The 19276-nt window shown below is 63.5% G+C and carries 15 protein-coding genes; 1 reads left to right on the top strand and 14 read right to left on the bottom strand.

Going from position 1 to position 19276, the window contains the following annotated elements:
- Window positions 1-55: 55 nt before the first annotated feature.
- The 10 genes from BM045_RS02390 to BM045_RS02345 form a co-directional block, all read right to left on the bottom strand.
- Window positions 56-1351, bottom strand: coding sequence for a hypothetical protein (locus tag BM045_RS02390; RefSeq protein WP_092179389.1), 1296 nt, complete (start codon window positions 1349-1351; stop codon window positions 56-58).
- A gap of 76 nt (window positions 1352-1427) precedes the next feature.
- Window positions 1428-3329 (bottom strand): ABC transporter ATP-binding protein, encoded by a 1902-nt coding sequence (locus tag BM045_RS02385; protein ID WP_092179388.1) that lies wholly within the window; start codon window positions 3327-3329, stop codon window positions 1428-1430.
- On the bottom strand, window positions 3326-5182 hold the full coding sequence (locus BM045_RS02380) for an ABC transporter ATP-binding protein (RefSeq protein ID WP_092179387.1): 1857 nt from the start codon (window positions 5180-5182) through the stop codon (window positions 3326-3328). The genes BM045_RS02385 and BM045_RS02380 overlap by 4 nt, the downstream gene beginning before the upstream one ends.
- A 172-nt stretch (window positions 5183-5354) precedes the next feature.
- A complete protein-coding gene (locus BM045_RS02375) occupies window positions 5355-6332 on the bottom strand; it encodes a heparan-alpha-glucosaminide N-acetyltransferase (RefSeq protein WP_092179386.1) in 978 nt (325 codons plus the stop codon).
- A complete protein-coding gene (gene recQ / locus BM045_RS02370) occupies window positions 6329-8158 on the bottom strand; it encodes a DNA helicase RecQ (protein WP_092179385.1) in 1830 nt (609 codons plus the stop codon). The genes BM045_RS02375 and recQ overlap by 4 nt, the downstream gene beginning before the upstream one ends.
- A gap of 122 nt (window positions 8159-8280) precedes the next feature.
- The gene (locus BM045_RS02365) at window positions 8281-8598 is read right to left on the bottom strand and encodes a plasmid stabilization protein (RefSeq protein WP_092179384.1); all 318 of its coding nucleotides are present in this window, start codon (window positions 8596-8598) and stop codon (window positions 8281-8283) included.
- A gap of 225 nt (window positions 8599-8823) precedes the next feature.
- Window positions 8824-9378 (bottom strand): DNA-3-methyladenine glycosylase, encoded by a 555-nt coding sequence (locus BM045_RS02360; protein ID WP_092179383.1) that lies wholly within the window; start codon window positions 9376-9378, stop codon window positions 8824-8826.
- 9 nt (window positions 9379-9387) lie between these two features.
- Entirely contained in the window at window positions 9388-10452 is a 1065-nt protein-coding gene (locus BM045_RS02355; RefSeq protein ID WP_092179382.1) for a D-TA family PLP-dependent enzyme, read from the bottom strand.
- Window positions 10449-11222, bottom strand: a complete 774-nt coding sequence (locus BM045_RS02350) for an SDR family oxidoreductase (protein WP_092179381.1) — start codon at window positions 11220-11222, stop codon at window positions 10449-10451. The genes BM045_RS02355 and BM045_RS02350 overlap by 4 nt, the downstream gene beginning before the upstream one ends.
- Window positions 11219-11605 carry a RidA family protein gene (locus tag BM045_RS02345; RefSeq protein WP_092179380.1) on the bottom strand — a complete coding sequence of 129 codons (387 nt, stop codon included), beginning with the start codon at window positions 11603-11605 and terminating at the stop codon, window positions 11219-11221. Before BM045_RS02345 ends, BM045_RS02350 begins: the two co-directional genes overlap by 4 nt.
- A gap of 212 nt (window positions 11606-11817) precedes the next feature.
- Here BM045_RS02345 and BM045_RS02340 point away from each other — a divergent pair, with 212 nt between their 5' ends.
- Window positions 11818-13275, top strand: coding sequence for a M81 family metallopeptidase (locus BM045_RS02340; protein WP_092180805.1), 1458 nt, complete (start codon window positions 11818-11820; stop codon window positions 13273-13275).
- A 206-nt stretch (window positions 13276-13481) separates the two neighbouring features.
- Here the strand turns inward: BM045_RS02340 and BM045_RS02335 are convergent, their stop codons facing one another.
- The 4 genes from BM045_RS02335 to BM045_RS02320 form a co-directional block, all read right to left on the bottom strand.
- A complete protein-coding gene (locus BM045_RS02335) occupies window positions 13482-15494 on the bottom strand; it encodes a beta-N-acetylhexosaminidase (protein WP_092179379.1) in 2013 nt (670 codons plus the stop codon).
- Between the two features lie 254 nt (window positions 15495-15748).
- Window positions 15749-16615, bottom strand: coding sequence for a MurR/RpiR family transcriptional regulator (locus BM045_RS02330; protein WP_092179378.1), 867 nt, complete (start codon window positions 16613-16615; stop codon window positions 15749-15751).
- Between the two features lie 208 nt (window positions 16616-16823).
- Entirely contained in the window at window positions 16824-17900 is a 1077-nt protein-coding gene (gene ugpC / locus BM045_RS02325) for an ABC transporter ATP-binding protein (RefSeq protein ID WP_092179377.1), read from the bottom strand.
- A gap of 68 nt (window positions 17901-17968) precedes the next feature.
- Entirely contained in the window at window positions 17969-19192 is a 1224-nt protein-coding gene (locus BM045_RS02320) for an extracellular solute-binding protein (protein WP_092179376.1), read from the bottom strand.
- Window positions 19193-19276: the final 84 nt, after the last annotated feature.

The raw sequence follows: 19276 nt of genomic DNA, 5'->3' as shown, positions 1-19276 counted from the left end.
ATGCGCCCGCCAGATAGCGAGCGCCATGGCTTATGCGGCAAGAGGGGATGCCGAACTAATTGGCGAGATCGGGGAAATAGTCGCTGGCCGTGAGGGCGAGCAGTTCGGGAATGTCGCTGAGGCTGACGGTCAGCACATCCTCACTGCAGGCAAAATTGGCATGGGCCAGGCCGGTAATGGCAAAGACCAGCTTGTTTTCGGGGGCAAAGCGGAAGCCGAGATTGCCCTCGGCGATGAGGTCTGGAAGCTGGCATTCGCTGGCAAGGTCGGGATCAAGGCCGGCTTCGTCGAGATAGGCCAAGGCATAGTCGATCAGCGGCTGGCCAGGGGCAAAGAGGTAGCCGTTCGGATTTTCGAGCGCGGCAGCCTGGTCGGTCACCGGCTCGTAATTGGTGGTGTCCGCGGTGGCGATCCAATCCTTGAGCACCCAGCCCAGGGCAAAGTCTGCACCTGTCCTGGCGTCGATGATATAGCTGTCGAAGTGATTGTTGGGATAGGCGCCGCCGCAATAGGTGCTGCCGGTCTCGGTCCAGTTGATGACGGTGGGGGAGAGATAGGCAATCTCGATGCTTTCGCCATCGAAATCGCCGAGGCCGCCACCGCCCATGCCGTCCCGATAGCCGAGGCCGGCATAGGCCTTGGACAGGCAGGCAAAGGCGCTCATGTTGATCTGGGCGTGGCGCGCAGCCAGCCGTGTATTGGCGGCCTCAACCGGGCTGCCGTCGGCAAAGGCAACGACGCGCGGGAAAGGGAATTTGGAGCGCGGATCGATCACGTCGCGATAGCTATTGCCGTCCATGGTCCGGGTCGGACCCTCGGTTAGCGCGACGTCCATCTTGGCAAAATCATAAGGCGCGCTGTCACGCGAGAAGGCGGCCGGATTGTCATAGGAGGCGACCCAGGCGCTATCGGCCAGATCAGCAGGAGTGATGGCCATGTCTTCGGGCAGCGTGCGACGGGCCACTTCGGTCAGTTCGATATCGAGCACGGCGCTGCCGTCGGCCGGGTTCCAGCCACCGGTGATGCTGCCGTCGTCCTTGACGCGCAGCTGCCAGTGGGCGCCGATGGGCACCTCGACGATCTCGTAATTGTCATCAAAGACGCAGGTGGTTTCGGTGCAGGGCGCTTCTTCTGCAAGCGTGACCACGCCTTCGCTGGTATCGACCGAGCTCAAGGGAATGTCGCCGCCCTGGGACAGATAGCTGTAGCGCCCAACCACCTGGTCGGCCGACGGATCGGTCAGCTCGACGACAATGTCCTTGCCTCCCAACGTGCCCTTGTAAATGACCGCGTCGGCGGCAAAGGCCGGTGCAGTGGACAGCAGCAGAGCTATGACAAGGACAAGGCGCATATGGATCTCTCCCAAGGTGAGACCGTCTAGCATCCTGATCCGGACGGCGGCAGAATATTATTGTGCGGCAAGACTTTCAGGTGCTCGCCGCTTTCGCATTGGCCTGGGTAACCAGTTCGTCGGGAATGTCGTCGAAGCTGGCGTAGTTCATGTTGTAGAGCTTGGAATAGAGGCCGTTCTTTTCCATCAGCTCGTCGTGATTGCCGGTCTCGATCAGCTCGCCGTTCTGCAGCACGATGATGCGGTCGGCGCCGCGGATGGTGGCGAGGCGGTGGGCGATGACCATGCCAGTACGGCCTTCGAGCAGCGTGAGCAGGGCCTTCTGGATCTGGCGCTCGGTATAGGAGTCGATATTGGCGGTGGCCTCATCGAGGACGAGGATTTTGGCATCGGCGACGAGGGCGCGGGCAAAGCTCAGCAGCTGGCGCTGGCCGAGGGAGAGGTTGGAGCCGCGCTGTTCGAGAATGCTGTCGTAATCGCCGGGGATGCGCATGATGAAATCATGCGCGCCGACTGCGACGGCGGCATTGATGACCTGTTCGCGGGTGGCGGACGCCTTGTTGTAGCGGATGTTGTCAAAGATCGAGCCGGTGAACAGGAAGGGCTCCTGCAGCACCATGGCGACCTGTTCGCCCAGCGACTCCTGGGTCACGTCGCGCACGTCATGGCCGCCGACCAGCACGGCGCCGGAGTCCACTTCGTAGAAGCGATGCACCAGTGACATGGCCGAGGTCTTGCCGGAACCGGTGGGACCGACCAGAGCGACGGTTTCGCCGGGCAGGACGGTGAAGCTGACATTCTTCAGCACCGGGCGGTCGGGGTGATAGCCGAAGACCACGTCGCGGAATTCGACCGAGCCGTCCATGCTGCGGTCCAGCGTGACGGCATCGGGCTTGTCATTGATCGAGGACGGGACATCGAGCACTTCGGTGATGCGGCGGCCCGAGGTCATGGCGCGCTGCATGATCGAATATTGCATGGTCAGCGAGCGGATCGGGTCGAAGAAGCGCTGGATATAGAAGATGAAGGCGACGATGACGCCGATCTCGAGGCTGCCATTGAGCACCAGCGAGCCGCCGACCACCACGACAATGGCCATGGCGATGCCGGTGAGGCTGTCGACGATGGGCACCATGACCTGGGCGAAGCGCGAGCCGGTCAACTGGGTCTGGAGGTTATTGAAGGCCTTGTCGTCATAGAGGTCGAAATTGACCTTCTGGCGATCGAGATTCTGCACGGTGCGCACGCCGTTGATGCCCTCGGCCATGGCGCCGGCGGTGATCGAATTGGTCTCATGCGCCGCCCAGAAGGCGCGCTTGGCGGGCGGCAGCCAGAAGATGCGGACCACGAAGAGCACCGGCATGGTCGACAGCGTCAGCAGGCCGAGGCGGAAATCCAGCGACAGCAGCACGACGACAATGCCGACCAGCAGCACCATGTCGCCGACCGAGATCACCGAGGTTTCCAAGAATTCCTGCATGGAATTGACGTCGCCCTGCAGGCGGCTCATCAGGCGGCCGACTTCGGTCTTGTCCATGAAGCTGAGCGAGACGCGCTGCAACTGGCTGAACATGGCGCGGCGCATGTCGAACAGCACGTGTTCGGCCACCTGCCCGACCTGGCTTTCCTGGATCCAGGAGGCGGCATAATTGACCACCACCACGGCCGCGAAGCCGACCACGGCCCAGAGCAGGTTGGTGGTATTGCCACCCTCTATCATGCCGCTATCGATGGCGCGGCCGATGATCAGCGGAATAGCCAGCTGCGTCGCGGTGAAGACCAGCACGGCGGCGACCGAGAGGTAAATTTTCAGCCGATAGGGTTCGACGAAGGCCCAGATGCGGCGGACGGTGCGCGGGTCATAGGCCTTGCCGAAGATTTCCTCTTCGATGCGGTGCGAACCGACGCTGGCGCGCGGCGGGCGCTGGCCGGGAAAGCTGGCGGTTTCGCGGTCTTCTTCGTCTTCCATCACGCTCATTGGGCGGCGCTCCCGATTTCGAGGTCGTCGCTGGGACGGGTCTGCAGATCATAAAGCGCGCGATAGCGCCCGCCCTTGGCCAGCAGTTCCTCGTGGCTGCCGCGTTCGACGATCTGGCCACCATCGAGGAAGAGGATCATGTCGGCATGCATCAGCGAGCTCAGCCGGTGGCTGATGATCAGGGTGACACGGTTGCTGGCATAGCGGCGCATGGCAGAGCGGATGCGGTGCTCGGTGCCGGCATCGATGGCGGCGGTGGAATCGTCGAACACCATCACAGCGGGCTTGAGCACCAGGCTGCGGGCGATCGACAGGCGCTGGCGCTGGCCACCGGAAAGGGAGACGCCGCGCTCGCCGACGACGGTGTCGTAACCGGCCGGCAGGCCCATGATGTAATTGTGCAGCTGGGCGCTTTCGGCGGCCTTTTCGATCTTGGTTTCCTTGGACCAGGGATCGCCATAGGCGATGTTGTTCTCGATCGTGGTGGTGAACAGGAAGCTGTCCTGCTGCACCACGGCAACCGAGCGGCGCAGCGACTGCAGCGAGACCTGGCCGACATCCTGGCCATCGATGGTGATGCGGCCGGAGGTGACGTCGTAAAAGCGAGGAATGAGGTGGGCGAGGGTCGACTTGCCGCTGCCCGGCGCACCGACAATGCCGATGGTCTGGCCGGCGCGCGCCTCGAACGAGACGCCATCCAGCGTCGGATGATTGGCGCCGGGATAGGTGAAATGCACGTCCTCGAAGCGCAGCGTCCCCTCGGTGACCTTGAGATCGGCGACGCCGGGCGCGTCGGCAATGTCGATAGGCTCGTCGAGAAAGCCATAGAAGCGGTCACCGCAAGTCGAGGCGCGGGCGAAGGAATTGACCAGCATGCCGAGCTGGCGCACCGGCATCTGCAATATGGTCATGAAGGTCAGAAAGCTCGACAGCGTGCCGACGGTCATCTCGCCGGATATGACCTTGTTGCCGCCGAACCAAAGCACGAGGCCCATGGCAGCGAAGAAGGAGAACGTCATCATGGACGTGTTGCGGACACGGATATGCACACGCTCATGCGACAGGTCGAGCGCTTCCTTGCTGGCCTCGTCGAACTTGGCCATTTCAAATTTCTGGCCAGAGAAGGCGCGGACGACGCGGATACCGCCGAGGTTTTCTTCCATCACCCGGGTCAGCGCCGAGAGCTTTTTCTGCAGCACGAACCAGGTGCCGCGCAGCTTGAGCTGGGCGGCAGAGGAGCGCCAGGCGACGAAGGGCACAAAGCTCAGCGCCAACAGGCCCAGCAGGACGTCGGTGGTCAGCAGCATCCAGGCGCCGACACCGATCAAAATGGTCAGCAGCACCATGCGCACCAGGCCGGTAGCAAAGAACATGCGCAGCCCGTCGAGATCGAGCAAGCCGATGGTGATCAGATCGCCGGTATGGACCTTGTCGTGATAGGAATAGGAGAGGCGCTGCACCTTGTCGTAGAAGGCCAGCCGCAGCTCGTAGCCGACGTGGTGGCCGACGCTTTCCGAATAATAGTTCTGCACCAGCGTGAAAAAGCCGCGTGCCACCGAGACGCCGAGCAGTGTCATTGCGCTCCAGAACAGCGCCTGTTGCGCACCTTCGGCACCCGCCGCCAGAATGCCCTGGGCCTGATCGACCGCATGGCCGAGCAACCGCGGGATCAACAATTGCAGCACCGAGGCAATGATGGTGGCGCCGACCGCAAAACTGGCCTGCCAGGGATGACGCAGCGAATAGAGGGTGATCCGCAGCAATGGGCTTTGTCCCTTGCCCAGATGGGCTGCGGCGACATGTGCCTGTGCATCGCCGCGTGAATGGACGCGGCCAGCCTTGTCGGTGGTCAAGGAAGTATCCAGACTTCGAAATATGTGTGGGCCCGGGCCGGCGAGGAAGAGAAGGTTGCCGTGACTCGGAAAATCAACTCGCGCGATTAATCAACGCCCGTTCGACCTGCCATTCAAGACCAAATCTACGCAAAATTCGCAAAGAATGTCCCGTAAGCACCCTGCTTTGGTCTTACTGCGGTACGTTGAGCTCGGGATAGATGACGGCAGAGCATTGCCGGTTCTGCGCATCGAGCAGGACCTGCTCGTCGGCGGTCACCATGCCGGAATTGATGGCATTCCAGAGGTCATTGCTTTGGACGCCTTCGAGGCCACACTGGCAATAGGTCACGCACATGGCCGGTGACGTGCCGCCAGCTTCGCAGGAGCTTTGGCAGGAGCGCAGGAAATCCACCTCGCGCATGGCGACCTGCGGCTGCAGCACGGCAGCGGCGGGCGCGATCAGCGCCAGAAGCAACGGCTGGTGCAGCAGATAGATCAACAGGCTCCAGCGACCGAGGAAGGCCAGCAGGCGCGGCAGGCGGCCGGTGGGGACTATGGCCGCAAGGCGGGCCGCCAATGGCGAGGCGAGCACCAGGCGCGTGGCGATAATGCCGAGCAGGACGGCGCCGAACCACGGGAAGACCGGGACCAGGTCATTGGTCGGCGGCGGTTCCTGCCAGAAGCCGAGCCAGGAGGTCCATTTGAGGTCGAAGAAGGGATCGGAGTAGACCAACGGCAACGCGATGACGATCACGGCGACGCCGATGGCCAGCCAGAGCGGGGTGCGGACGAATGCGAGGCCGAGCAGGCTGAACAGCGCGATGGCGTGCAGCACGCCGAAATAGACGAAGCTGTCGGGGAAGGCGAAATATGTCGCGGCGGTAATGGCCAACGCGCCGAGCACGACGAAGATCCAGCGGCGCCAGAAGGCGCGCCAGCGAATGCCCTGGCCATGGCCGAGCACCAGACCGATGCCGACCAGGAACATGAAGACGGCAAGGATCGAGCGGGCGATCAGCACCCAATTGGCATCATAGCCGACATCAGGAGCGATGAAGCGGAAATAGCTCAGGTCCCAACAGAGGTGATAGGCCGCCATGGCGATGATGGCGACGCCGCGCGCGATATCGACAACCGCAAAGCGAGGGCGTTTGATGGTGTCGCTCAAGCTGCCACCCGCCGGACCACAGCGAGGAAATCGTCGCCATAGCGGTCGAGCTTTGCCTGGCCGACGCCGGGGAGGTTGAGCATGTCATGCGGGTGTTTGGGCACGGCCATGGCCATGGCGCGCAGGGTTGCGTCGTGGAAGATGACATAGGGCGGTACGCCCTGGGCCTTGGCGATGCGGGTGCGTTCTTCGCGCAGGGCTTCGAACAGCGGCAGGGCATGGGGCGGGATATTGGCGGCGCGTTCGAGGGAGCGGCGCACTTCAACCGACTTGCGCGGGCGATCCTTGCGCAGGATGACCTGGCGCTCGCCCTTGAAGACGGCATGAGCCCCTTCGGCGAGGGTCAGCGCGCCATGATTGGCGTGGTCGACGATGATCAGGCCGGAAGCGGTCAGCTGGCGGATCACCGACTGCCAGGCCTTGGCATCGAGATCTTTGCCCTGCCCGAAGACCTTCTGGTGCTGATGGCCGAAACGGGTGACCTTTTCGGTCTCCTTGCCCATCAGCACGTCGATGACATGGGCGGCGCCGAAGCGCATGCCGGTGCGATAGATGGCTGCGAGCGCCTTGATGGCGGCCTCGGTGCCATCCCAACTCTCGACCGGCGAACGACAGGTATCGCAATTGCCGCAATTGCCGGGATGGTCTTCGCCGAAGTGACGCAGGATGGCCTTGCGGCGGCATTCGGCGGTTTCGCAGACGCCGAGCAGGGCATTGAGCTTGCCGTGCTCGACGCGCTTGATCTCGTCGGGGGCATTGCCCTCGTCGATCATGCGGCGGCGCTGCACGACATCGGCCATGCCATAGCTCATCCAGGCATCGGAGGGCTGGCCGTCGCGACCGGCGCGGCCGGTTTCCTGGTAATAGGCCTCGATGGAGGACGGCAGGTCCATATGCGCGACATAACGCACGTCGGGCTTGTCGATGCCCATGCCGAAGGCAACCGTCGCCACCATGCAGATGTTTTCTTCCTTGAGGAAAGCATCCTGGTTGCGGTTGCGCAGCTCCGGCGAGAGACCGGCGTGATAGGGCAATGCCGGAATGCCTTTGGAGGACAGCCAATCCGCCGTGTCCTCGACCTTGGCGCGGGAGAGGCAATAGACGATGCCCGAGCTGCCCTTGTGGGCGGCGAGGAAGTTCAGCAGCTGATCGCGGGCCTTGTCGCGCTCGACGATGGAATAGGAAATATTGGGGCGGTCGAAACTGGTGGTGAAGACGCGCGCCTGTTCGAGGCCGAGCCGTTCGATGATGTCTTCGCGGGTGGTCGGATCGGCAGTAGCGGTCAAAGCGATGCGCGGCACGCCGGGGAAGAGCTCGACCAGATGGATCAGCTCGCGATATTCCGGGCGGAAGTCATGGCCCCACTGGCTCACGCAATGGGCTTCGTCGATGGCAAACAGCGCGATATCGATGCCCGACAGCATATTGGCAAAGCCCGGCGTCGCCACGCGTTCTGGCGCCACATAGAGCAGGTCGAGCTGGCCATTGCGCAGCTTGCGGCGGACTTCGGCGGATTCTTCCGAGGAGAGCGAGGAATTGAGCGCGGCGGCTTCAACGCCGGCCTGTTTGAGCGCCTCGACCTGGTCGCGCATCAAGGCGATCAGCGGCGAGATGATAATGCCGACACCGGGGCGGCAGATGGCCGGGATCTGGAAGCACATGGATTTGCCGGCGCCGGTGGGGAAAAGCACCACAGCATCGCCGCCGCCGACCACATGCTCCACGACGTCAGCCTGCTGGCCGCGGAAGCTCTTGTGGCCGAACACATCGCGCAGCACGGCGTGCGGATCGCGTGGCGTCGCAAGCGCATCGCGCTGCGGGGCCATCGCGCCGCTCGTGAAAAGATCCCATGCCGATTCAAGCGTGCTCACGCCGCTGTTGAATCACAGGGCGGGGTCAGCCGCAAGGATGGCGCGATCACAGCAACGCGCTATCCACCGTGGATCGGTCAGTGATGGGCATGCAGCTCGGCATTGCGCTTGCGCGTGGCCGCCGCCTTCTTGGCCGAGGCGGACCGCTCTGCCGCCGAGCGGTTGGCCGAGGCCTTGCCACCTTTTTCACCACCCTTGTGGGCGGCAGGATGACCGGTGTCGGCGCCACGGCCGGAGCCGGATTTCTTGCCGCCGCCGTCATCCTTGTTGACGGTGGCCCAGGCGCGGGCTTCGGCTTCCTTATGGGAAACGCCCTTGGCCTCGTAGCTCTCCTCGATGGCCGAGGCCTTGCGCTTCTGCTTGTCGGTATAGGCGGATTTGTCACCCTGGGGCATGGTTCTCTCCTCACTTGGAATGTATTTCCGGACGGAAACTGGTGGCCACTTTTCCTGGAAATGCTTGTTTGGGCGAGACCAATGCGGGCGGGATAAGGGCTCGGCTGCCGTTTCGTTGGCCGGGAGGGGAGACCGGAAAAACCGACCCGTTCCCTGTGCCGCCACGTCCGGTCGACGCGCATTGGTCTCTGTTTGACCAATCCTTGCGGGTGGCGGTTGGTTCCGTCAGCGCAGCGGCTTGCTAAGGAAGGGCGAGCCGCGGCGGACGAAGCGCCAGGGGGTATCCATGCCCTTGGTGATGCCGATGCGCGGGCCGGTGGCGACCTCGTGGCTTTGACTGGCCGGAAGCAGTTCGAACGGCTGCGCGTCGAGCGGCAGGCCATTGTGGGCGATGGTGATGCCCAGCGCCTGGCACAGCTTGCCGGGGCCGGAGCAGAGCTGGCGCTCGGGCATGGTGCCGCGCCGCTCCTGCATGCGGCTCAGCCAATGGAGCGGTTCAAGTGCCCGGATCAGTACGGCGCTGCCGGGCTGGCAGACGAAGTTGAGGCACCAGTGGATGCCGTAGATTTTATAGACATAGGCGTGGCCGGGCGGGCCGAACATGGCGGCATTACGCGGGGTCTGGCCGTTGAAACTATGCGAGGCGGGGTCGGTGGGATCATAGGCCTCGACTTCCACAAGCGGGCCGCCGACGCCGTCGACGAGCAGCGTCACGCCGATAAGATCGCTAGCGACCTCGGCGGCGGGGCGGGCGAAGAAGTCAGGCGGCAGGGCGGTCATTGGCGCCGGTCAATCCACCCTGCCCCGCGCGGCGACGGCGACGGTCTCGACCAATTGGCCGTCGCGCACCAGATGGACGTGGTCGAACAGGTTGGTGACCGGGCAGCAATGGTTGGGGATGATGACGATCTGTTCGCCGATCTTCGGGCCGCCTTCGGCGCAGGCGGAGACGTCGAGCGTGCCATGCTCTTCACTGAGGCCGACGACCTTGGCATCGGGATAGGCGGGGATGTAGCCGTGGCCGACAAGGCCGAGCAGGTCGCTGGTCAAGGCCTTGCTGCCAGCGTCTATGATGGCGCGGCCGGTTGTGGGGTGGCTGACGACGGTGGCGAGGACGGTGAGCGCGCAATCGTCATAGCTGGCGGAACCGGCGGCGACCTGCGAGCGATCCATATAGATATAGGTGCCGGGGCGATATTCCGTAGCGACGCCGGCTTCATCGGCATGCCAGATGTCGGGCGTGCCGCCGGTGGTGATGATGGGCACGGCAATGCCCTCGGCGTCGAACAGGGATTTGGCGGCCGCCAGCCAGGCGGCGGCTTCATGATATTTTCCGGCGGCGGGATAGGTCATCAGGCCGAAGAATTCGAGGCCGGGCGCGGCGATGATGATTTTCGCCAGTTCCAGCGCCGCTTCGGGCGATTGTACGCCGCAGCGGCCCATGCCGGTGTCGCATTCGACCAGGACGCCGAGCGGATTGGCGCTATCGGCAAAAGCTTCCGATAGGCCGGCGACGCATTCCGCGCTGTCGGCCACGACGCGAATGGTGACGCGGTCGCTGAGCGCCCGCAGGCGCTTGAGCTTGGCGGCGCCGATGATGTTGAAGGTCAACAGCATGTCGGTGATGCCAGCGTCGGCCATGACCTCGGCCTCGCCGAGCTTTTGCACGGTGATGCCGACCGCGCCGAAGTTGATGGCGCGTTGGGCAAAGCGTGGCAGCTTGTGGGTCTTGATATGGGGGCGGAGTTTCAGCCCGCTCTCGTCAGCAAAGGCCTGGGCGCGCTGGAGATTGGCTTCGACGCGGTCGAGATCGACCAAAACACAGGGGGTATCGAGTTCGGAAATGTCGGTCATTTGCCCCTCAGGACTTCATCGACGAAACGCAGGTTGCCAGCGGTCAGGCCCGCATCGACCGGCAGCACGGTGCCGGTAATGCCCGAGGCGGCGTCGGAGCAGTAGAACACGGCCGCATTGGCGACCTCAACCGGCAGCACCATGCGGCCGAGCGGGTAATGCGGGAGAACGTTGTCGAGCAGGGTTGGGTCGGCCGCGAGGCGATGATCCCAGGCCGGGGTGCGGACCGAACCTGGGGCAATGACATTGGCGCGCACGCCCTCGCCACCGCGCTCGACGGCGATAGCCTTGGCATAGGCGATCAGGCCCGCCTTGGCTGCGGAATAGGCAGGATTTCCGAAGTGTGCCAAGGCATTGACGGAAGAGATGAAGACCAGGCTCCCCCTGCCCCGTTGGGCCATGGCGGCAACGATCGGGTCGGTCATGGCATAGGCGCCGTTGAGATTGATGGCGAGTTCGCTGGCCCAGACGTCGTCATCGACCTGGCCGAAATGCTCGGCCCGGGTGAAGCCGGCGTTGGAGACGACGGCGTCGGGGGTGCCATGGTCGATGAGGTACGCTTCTATCGCGGCCCGAGCGGCCTTGGGATCGGCTTGATCGAAGATCACTGTGCTGGAAAGACCCAATCCCTCCAGTAGTTTGGCCTCACGATCAGCGCCGATCACCGATGCTCCCGCCTCGCGGAAAGCATTGACCAGCGACTGGCCAATGCCACCGCCGGCGCCGCTTATGAGAACGGTCTTGCCATCGAGGCGGAAGGGGGAGGTCATGCAGGGTCCTTGTAGGCGACGCATTCGATTTCGACTTTGCAGTCGACCATCATGTGGCTCTGGACGGCAGCCCGGGCTGGCGGGTTTTCGCCAAAATAGCTTTTATAAACAGCGTTGAAGCTCCAGAAGTCGCGGGGGTCGTCGAGCCAGACGCCGCAGCGGACAACGTGTTCGAGGCCGTAGCCGGCTTCTTCGAGGATGGCGATAAGGTTCTTGATGGTCAAATGGGTCTGCTCGACAATGCCAACCCCTTGAATTTCACCATCTTTCATCGCCACCTGGCCGGAGACGAACAGGAAGCCGCCGGCCTCGACGGCGCGGGCGAAGGGGAGGTTCTGGCCACCGGCCCCGGCTTTTTCAGCACCATAGCGTTTGATCGGCATTTTCGTGGCCTTTCTGAAATTCAGTTTCATTTCATGGCATTCTAGCGCGCGTTTCGGCGACGACCAGCAAGAAATTGCGGGAAATTCTGTAAATTTCTTACGTGATCGGCACAGTCACACTATGCTAGCCTCAACAAGCAAGCGTGCAAGCTTTCGTCCTGTTTGCAGCCATCTTGCATCCAGATTGCCGGTTTTTTTCTTGCGAGTTTCTCGTGCGCATTTTCACTGCAGCTCTCGCCACCGAGACCAATACATTTTCGCCCATCGCGGTCGACAAGCGCGCCTTTGAGGCATCGCTTTATGCGCGGCCCGGCGAGCACCCCGTGACGCCGACTTTGTGCACGGCGCCGATCACCGTCGGGCGCGAGGTTTGTGCGCGAGAGGGGTGGGAGCTGATCGAGGGCAGCGCGAGTTGGGCCGATCCGGCAGGGCTGGTGGCGCGGGCGACCTATGAAGAGTTGCGCGACGAGATTTTGGACCAGTTGCGGGCGGCGCTGCCGGTCAATGCCGTGGTGCTCGGGCTGCATGGCGCCATGGTGGCGCAGGGCTATGACGATGCCGAGGGGGATATTCTGTCCCGGGTGCGCGAGATCGTCGGGCCGGAGGTGCTGGTCTGCGCTGAGCTCGATCCGCATAGCCATCTCACGGCGAAGCGCGCGGCGGCGGCGGACTTCTTTGTCTACTTCAAGGAATTTCCGCATACCGACTTCGTCGATCGGGCGCGGGACCTGTGGGATATCGCGGTGCGGACGCTGAAGGGCGAGATCAGGCCGGTGATGTCGGTGTTCGACTGCCGGATGATCGATGTGTTTCCGACCAGCCGGCAGCCGATGCGTGGTTTCGTCGACAGGATGTTTGCGCTGGAAAAGAGCGAACCCGGGCTGCTGTCGCTGTCGGTGGTGCATGGCTTCATGGCCGGCGACGTGCCGGAGATGGGCACCAAGGTGCTTGCTGTGACCGATGGCGATGCGGCGCTGGGTGCGGCACTGGCGGAGCGGCTGGGGCGCGAGCTTTATGCGCTGCGTGGCACCTTCATGGTGGCGCAGGTGGACGAGGTTGCGGCGGTGGATGCAGCGATTGCCGCGCCGGTCGGGCCGGTGGTGATTGCCGATGTGTGGGACAACCCGGGTGGCGGCACGGCTGGCGATGCGACGGTGGTGCTGGCCGAGCTGCTGGCGCGCGGCATAACCGATGTCGCGGTGGGGACGATCTGGGATCCGATGGCGGTGCAGATCTGCATGGCGGCGGGTGAAGGCGCGGTGATCCCGCTGCGCTTCGGGGCAAAATCGGCGCCGCATACCGGGAACCCGATCGACCGGCGGGTGACGGTGCGGAAGCTGGTGCGCAATGCCGAGATGAAGTTCGGCGAGAGCTTTGCGCCATTTGGCGATGCGGCGTGGATCAGCTTTGACGGGGTGGATGTGATCCTCAATTCGACGCGGGCGCAGAGCTTTGATCCGTCACTGTTTTCCACGATGGGGATCGATCCGACGTCGCGGAAGATCTTGCTGATCAAGTCGACCAATCATTTCTACGACAGCTTTTCGAAGATCGCGTCGGAGATCGTGTACTGCTCGGCGGGCAAACCTTATCCGAACAGGCCGGCGGAGACGGAGTATCGCAAGGCGAGACGGGATATTTGGCCGATGGTGGAGAATGCTTGGCTTTAAGACGCTGACGTTTCAGTCGTCACCCTCCCCCTTGAGGGGAGGGATCAAGGGAGGGGGTAGGCCACAGGCGCTGTGCTTGCGGAAGAATACCCCCTTCCTGCTCGATGACGGACTTAGCAAACGCTAAGTGCTAACTCGCTTCCCTCCCCTCAAGGGGGGGGTGGTGCTCCACTCTTTTGGCCTTACACCAGTGGGGCGTCTGTTTCCTACTCTGCAGCCCAGTTGCCGTACATGATTGGCATGGTGCCCACGAGCGCCTTGAAGCGGTCCCAGCTTTTGCGCTCGGGCGTGGTCCAGCCGGATTCGGCGATGGCGGACAAGCGCGGGAAGACCAGGCGGTCGAAGATGGCGCGGTCGGTCATCGACTCGCTCCAGATGCAGGCCTGGATGCCGAGCAGGTGCTTGAGGCCGTTTTCGGACATGCCTTGGCGGCTTTCGAACTCATAGGTTTCCTGCGGGCCCGACCAGCCGGCCCAGCCGGCGCCGGGTTCGGCCCAGGCGACGCCATTGGCCATGTCGAGGTAGTAGCGCTGGCCGGGCGAGACCACGATGTCATAGCCGCGCTCGGCGAGGGCCGCGTTGATTTCGACATTGCGCCAGCCGATGACGAAGCTCTTGTCCTTGTCGACGGCATCGCCATGGGCGGCCTCTTCCCAGCCGCCGGTGATGGCGCCCTTGGACGAGATGTAATCGTGGACGCGGCGGATAAAGGCGGCCTGGATCAGTGCGGTGGGCGAGCCTTCGATGTCGTCGGCGCCGTGGTGATTGCCGAGAACGTTGAACTGCGCCTCGTGCTTCTTGCGCATGGCCGGACCGCTCAGCTTTTCGATCATGTCGAGGGCGAGCGGCGAGCCGGACCACGCGGCGAGTGGAACCTCGTCGGCGCCGAGGTGGAAAATGCCGGCGGGGAAGAGTTCGAGCATTTCGTCGATGACGGTTTCGACAAATTTGTAGACCGGCTCATGCGCCGGGTTGAGCGAGTTATTGGGGAAGCCTTGCACCGACTGGTATTCGCCGGTTTCATTGGGGTCGCGCAGCTCGGGCACGGCCTGCAGCGCGGCGTAGAAATGGCCGGGCATGTCGATTTCGGGGATGACGGTCACGGCGAGGCTATCGGCCAGAGCGACGATCTGGCGGATGACATTCTTGGAGTAATAGCCGCCGGTGGGGTGCGGGCCGGAGCCAAGCAAGGGCGGCAGGGCCTTGCCGTGGCCGCGCCAGGCGCCGACTTCGGTGAGCGCCGGATAGGCATCGATTTCGACGCGCCAGGCTTCGTCTTCGCTGAGGTGCCAATGGAACTTGTTGAGCTTGTTCCAGGCGAGCAGCTTGATCAGGCGGGAGACTTCGGCGCCGGAATAGAACTGGCGGGCCACGTCGAGATGGCAGCCGCGATAGGCAAAGCCGGGCTCGTCGGTGATGGTGCCGCCGGTGGGGAAGATGAAGGTCTGCGGGTGCTGTTTGGCGCCGCGCAGGATCTGGCCGAGGGTGACGAGGCCATAGAACATGCCCTGGCGGGTGGTGGCTTCGACCGTCACCGCGTCATCGGCGAAGTGGACTTCATAGGCTTCGGCGCCGAGCCCGTCCTTGTAGCGGATCGTGACCGGCAGGCCGGCTTCGGAGGCCGGGCGGACCAGGCCTTCGACGGAGAAGAGATCATCGACGAGGCCAGCAAAGGCGGCGGCGGCGCGGCCGGCGTCTGTGCCTTCGGGTTTCAGATCAAGGCCGGGAGGGGCGGTGCGAGCGCCGGTGGTGGCGACGGATTTGGGCCAGGGAATGATCGAAACCGGGACCGGCGCCTTGGCCGGCACGGGGAATTTCACCGCGCCCTTGAGCAGGGGCGAATTGTGACCCTTGCCCTTGGTGGGGGCGGTGGCGAGTGAGACGACCGTGCCGTCACTCAACACGACATAGCCGGTGTTGGCGCCGTCGCTCCAATGGCGCAGGCCATAGGAGAGGCCGCGGGCGATAGAGGTCCAGGTCTGGCCGGGCTGCAGCACGAAGTCTTCGGGTGGGGCGATCAGCGTGTGGTTGGAGAGGCGCTTGAGCAGCTTGCCGTTTTCGAGCGTGGCGTGCGGGTCGATGCGCGCGGGACCGGAGAAGCCGAGCTGGAAATTGGAGACCGCTTCGTCGCCGTCATTGGTCAGCTCGATGCCATAGCCGAGCGGGGCGTCATCGGTGGCGGGGGTCCAGGTGGTGACGAGGGAGAAGGCGATGGTCATGGCAATACTTTTTCTTTGATAGACGATCTAGGCGCTGCGGCGATGATCAACTGCCGCCGTGGACCGCTGGACGTTGGCTCCCTCTCCCCTGAGCGGAGAGGGTGGGGTGAGGGGTTCAGGGCTCGCGAGGGGTACCGTGCTGACTGCGGCGGTGAACCCCTCACCCGGCGCTGCGCGCCGACCTCTCCCCTCAGGGGAGAGGTGATTTTGGCTCCACTTGGCAGCTGAATGCCTGGCGCTTGGTGTTGCACCAATCAATCCCCCAGCGGCTGGGTGTCGTCGCCGTCGCGGTTGACGACGAGCTGGTGCTTGATGCGGCGCATGGAGGCGACGGCGGAGGGGCCGAGGCGGGTGGCGACGGTCTGGGCCAGCACGTCGACGGTGGCAAGAAAGGCGTAGCGGCCGGGCGTGGGGCGCAAGATGTCGGTATTTTCGTGCCAGTTGACCGGCAGCAGAATGTCGGACTGGGCCGAAACGATGGAGGCCGAGCGGGTGACCACGATGCGGGTGTGGCCATATTCGCCGGCGACGGTGAGCGCCTTGGCGAGCTGGGAATTATTGCCCGAGAGCGAGAAGGCGACGATGACGGTGCCGGCTGGGGCAGCAGCGGCGCGCATCATCTGGATCTGGTGATCGTCGCTGGTGGCGACCTTGAGGCCGAGGCGGAACAGGCGCGCCTCGACTTCGCCGGCCATCATCGAGGAGGCGCCGCCCGAGCCGAAGGCCAGGACATTGGAGGATTTGACAATGCTTTCGGCGGCGCGTTCGACGGCGGCGAAATCGAGATGGTCGAACGTGTCGTAGATGATTGACTGGATGCCGTTGACGACGCCCTGGGCGATTTCATGCACGCTCGAGGGGCCGGCCTGGGGCGCAAAGTAGCGCTGGCCGACGAAGCGCGACTGGGCGAGGCGCACCTTGAAATCGGCATAGCTGTCGCAGCCGAGGCGGCGGCAGAAGCGGGTGACGGTGGGCGGGGAGACCTCGGCCTGGGCGGCGAGGTCGACGATGGACATTTTCAGCACGCTATCGACATCGGCGAGGACGATTTCGGTCAGCGCGCGCTCGGAGCGGGTGAAGGCGTTTTTCTCGGTCTGCAGCAGGCCGACGATGTCCGACATGATCGGCCTCCCTTTTGTTGCATGACGCGGGTTAACCGCAGTCGATGGGGACTAGTACGGGACCATGGTGGCTCCCATCACCCACCCGACCCCTTTGGGGCCACCCTCCCCATTTAGGGGAGGGAATTGAGAGTTCAGCGGTCTCGATCTTTCTTATCCCTCCCCCTTGTGGGGAGGGTGGCCCCCGATAGGGGGGCGGGTGGGGGCCTTAGTAGACGGCCAATCCTGCCTGGTCGAACAGATGCACCTGATCCAGCGTGAAGCCGATCTGCACCGGCTTGGTTTCCTCGACTTCCGGGGCGCCTTCGAAGAGGCCGATGAAGTTTTCGCCGGCGGGCAGGTTGGCATAGAGCACGGTGTGGATGCCGAGGTGTTCGATGATGCGCGGGGTGACCGACAGGGTGAAGTCGCCGGCGCCGAGTTTGAGGTGTTCGGGGCGAATGCCGAGCGTGACCGACTGGCCGGCGCCGATCTTGGCGCTGCGTGGCAGGGCCAGGGTGCCCAGGGCGCCGAGGTCGAGGGTGATGGTGGTGCCGTCGGCGGATTTTACCGTGCCGTTGATGAAGTTCATCTTGGGCGAGCCGATGAAGCCGGCGACGAAGAGATTGTCGGGCTTGTGATAGAGCTGCAGCGGCGAGCCGACCTGGGAGATGACGCCGGCATCGAGCACGACGATCTTGTCGGCCATGGTCATGGCTTCGACCTGATCGTGGGTGACGTAGATCATGGTCGAGCCGAGGCGCTTGTGCAGTTCCATCAGCTCGATGCGCATCTCGGAACGGAGTGCGGCGTCGAGGTTGGACAGGGGCTCGTCGAACAGGAAAATCTTGGGCTGGCGGACGATGGCGCGACCGATGGCGACGCGCTGGCGCTGGCCGCCGGAGAGCTGGCCGGGGCGATGCTGCAGGCGCGGCTCGAGCTGGAGCACTTTCGCCGCGGCCTGGACCCGCTTTTCGACCTCGTCCTTGGGCAGCTTTTCGACGCGCAGCGGGAAGGCGATGTTTTCATAGACCGTCATATGCGGGTAGAGCGCATAGGACTGGAACACCATGGCGATGCCGCGTTCGACCGGCGGCAGGTCGTTGACCACCTTGCCGCTGATGGAAATCTCGCCCTCGGTGACGTCTTCGAGGCCGGCGATCATGCGCAACAGGGTGGATTTACCGCAGCCGGAGGGTCCGACGAAGACCACGAATTCGCCTTCGGAAACCTCCAGATCGATGCCCTTGATGATGCGGGCTTCGTTGAAGGACTTTTCGAGGCGCTTCAGGCTCAGTTGCGACATTTTCTGCTCGGCTCCGGGGAAAAGGAGGGGTGCCGCCGCCCCGAAGGGCGACGGCTGCGGTCAACGATTTATTTGTACTGGTCGAGCTCGCCGGCAGCCTTGGTGAGGGCAGCGGCGGGTTCAGCAGCGCCGGTGACGACGGACTGGACCATTTCGATCATGACGTTCTGGAAACCGACATAGTCGGTCAGCAGGGGCTCAGGACCACCGAATTCGATGCCGTCGATGAAGGGCTTCCAATGCGGGGTATCGGCGACGAGCTTGTCGACTTCGGCAGACGGACGCAGCGGGGTCAGGCCGCCTTCGCTGAGTTCGTAGGCCAGCTGGTTTTCAGGCGAGGTCAGGAACTTGCCGAATTCGATGACCTTGTCTTCCTGGCCAGTGCCCTTGAACACGGCCAGCGAGTCGGTGATCAGCAGCGTGCCAGGACCCTGGGCTTCCGGGCCGAGCGGCAGCGGAGCAACGCCCCAGTTGATGCCAGCTTCGGTGCCACGACCAGCACAGCTGACCGAGCAATGCAGCATGGCAAGGCCACCGTCGAGCCAGATGGCGCGGACTTCGTTCTGCTCATAGGCGGTCGGGCCTTCTTCGGAGAAGGGCACGATTTCCTTGAAAGCGGTCAGGGCAGCGAGGTTCTGCGGCGAGTCGAGGGTGATGTTGCCATCGGCATCAATGACCTGGCCGTTGTTGGTATAGAGCCAGTGCAGGAACCAGTGCATGGTGCCGTCGAAGGTCTTGGCGACCATGCCGAAGCCGGCAGCGTCGGTCTTTTCGGTGATCTGCTTGGCGAAAGCGATCTCTTCTTCCCAGGTGGCCGGGGGAACCTCGGGATCAAGGCCAGCAGCCTCGAACAGGTCCTTGTTCCAGAACAGGGCCTTGGTGGAGAAGGCGACCGGAATGCCCCACTGGGTGCCGTCGAAGGTGACGGTTTCAGGGACGTTGTTGTAGTAGCCGGCCTTTTCGTCGTCGCTCATCGGCACCGGAACGATCAGGTCGTTCTGGGCGAACTGCTTGAGGGTACGCGAACCGACATAGGCGATATCGACGGGCGTACCGGCGACGGCGAGGGTGGTCACCTTGTCCTGGCACTGGCCCCAGCCAACGAGTTCGGGCGCAACCTGGTAGTCAGGATTGGCGGCGTTCCATTCCTCGAACAGCTTGGTGTAGACCGGGGTCACCACGTCGCCGCAGAGGATGATGTTGATTTCTTCGGCGACGGCGACACCGGCCAGGCCTGTGGTACCCGAGAGGGCCACCAGCGACGCCAGCACAAAGCCTTTGGTCTTGTTCATTCTTTAGTCTCCCTTGTTGCACGCCCGAAGGCGCCTTCCCTCTCGTCCGATCCCTCCGGGGTCCGGCCGAAAACTCTACTTTTT

It is taken from the genome of Devosia sp. YR412 (assembly GCF_900110945.1).
In the GTDB taxonomy this organism is placed as follows: Bacteria; Pseudomonadota; Alphaproteobacteria; order Rhizobiales; family Devosiaceae; genus Devosia.
This window is presented reverse-complemented; position numbering and strand designations above follow the sequence as displayed.

Bases quoted from the DNA above. Each gene is read 5' to 3' on its own strand.
- BM045_RS02390 (WP_092179389.1), bottom strand. From the start codon at position 1,351: ATGCGCCTTGTCCTTGTCATAGCTCTGCTGCTGTCCACTGCACCGGCC.
- BM045_RS02385 (WP_092179388.1), bottom strand. From the start codon at position 3,329: ATGAGCGTGATGGAAGACGAAGAAGACCGCGAAACCGCCAGCTTTCCC.
- recQ (WP_092179385.1), bottom strand. From the start codon at position 8,158: ATGGCCCCGCAGCGCGATGCGCTTGCGACGCCACGCGATCCGCACGCC.
- BM045_RS02365 (WP_092179384.1), bottom strand. From the start codon at position 8,598: ATGCCCCAGGGTGACAAATCCGCCTATACCGACAAGCAGAAGCGCAAG.
- BM045_RS02360 (WP_092179383.1), bottom strand. From the start codon at position 9,378: ATGACCGCCCTGCCGCCTGACTTCTTCGCCCGCCCCGCCGCCGAGGTC.
- BM045_RS02355 (WP_092179382.1), bottom strand. From the start codon at position 10,452: ATGACCGACATTTCCGAACTCGATACCCCCTGTGTTTTGGTCGATCTC.
- BM045_RS02350 (WP_092179381.1), bottom strand. From the start codon at position 11,222: ATGACCTCCCCCTTCCGCCTCGATGGCAAGACCGTTCTCATAAGCGGC.
- BM045_RS02345 (WP_092179380.1), bottom strand. From the start codon at position 11,605: ATGCCGATCAAACGCTATGGTGCTGAAAAAGCCGGGGCCGGTGGCCAG.
- BM045_RS02335 (WP_092179379.1), bottom strand. From the start codon at position 15,494: ATGACCATCGCCTTCTCCCTCGTCACCACCTGGACCCCCGCCACCGAT.
- BM045_RS02330 (WP_092179378.1), bottom strand. From the start codon at position 16,615: ATGTCGGACATCGTCGGCCTGCTGCAGACCGAGAAAAACGCCTTCACC.
- ugpC (WP_092179377.1), bottom strand. From the start codon at position 17,900: ATGTCGCAACTGAGCCTGAAGCGCCTCGAAAAGTCCTTCAACGAAGCC.
- BM045_RS02320 (WP_092179376.1), bottom strand. From the start codon at position 19,192: ATGAACAAGACCAAAGGCTTTGTGCTGGCGTCGCTGGTGGCCCTCTCG.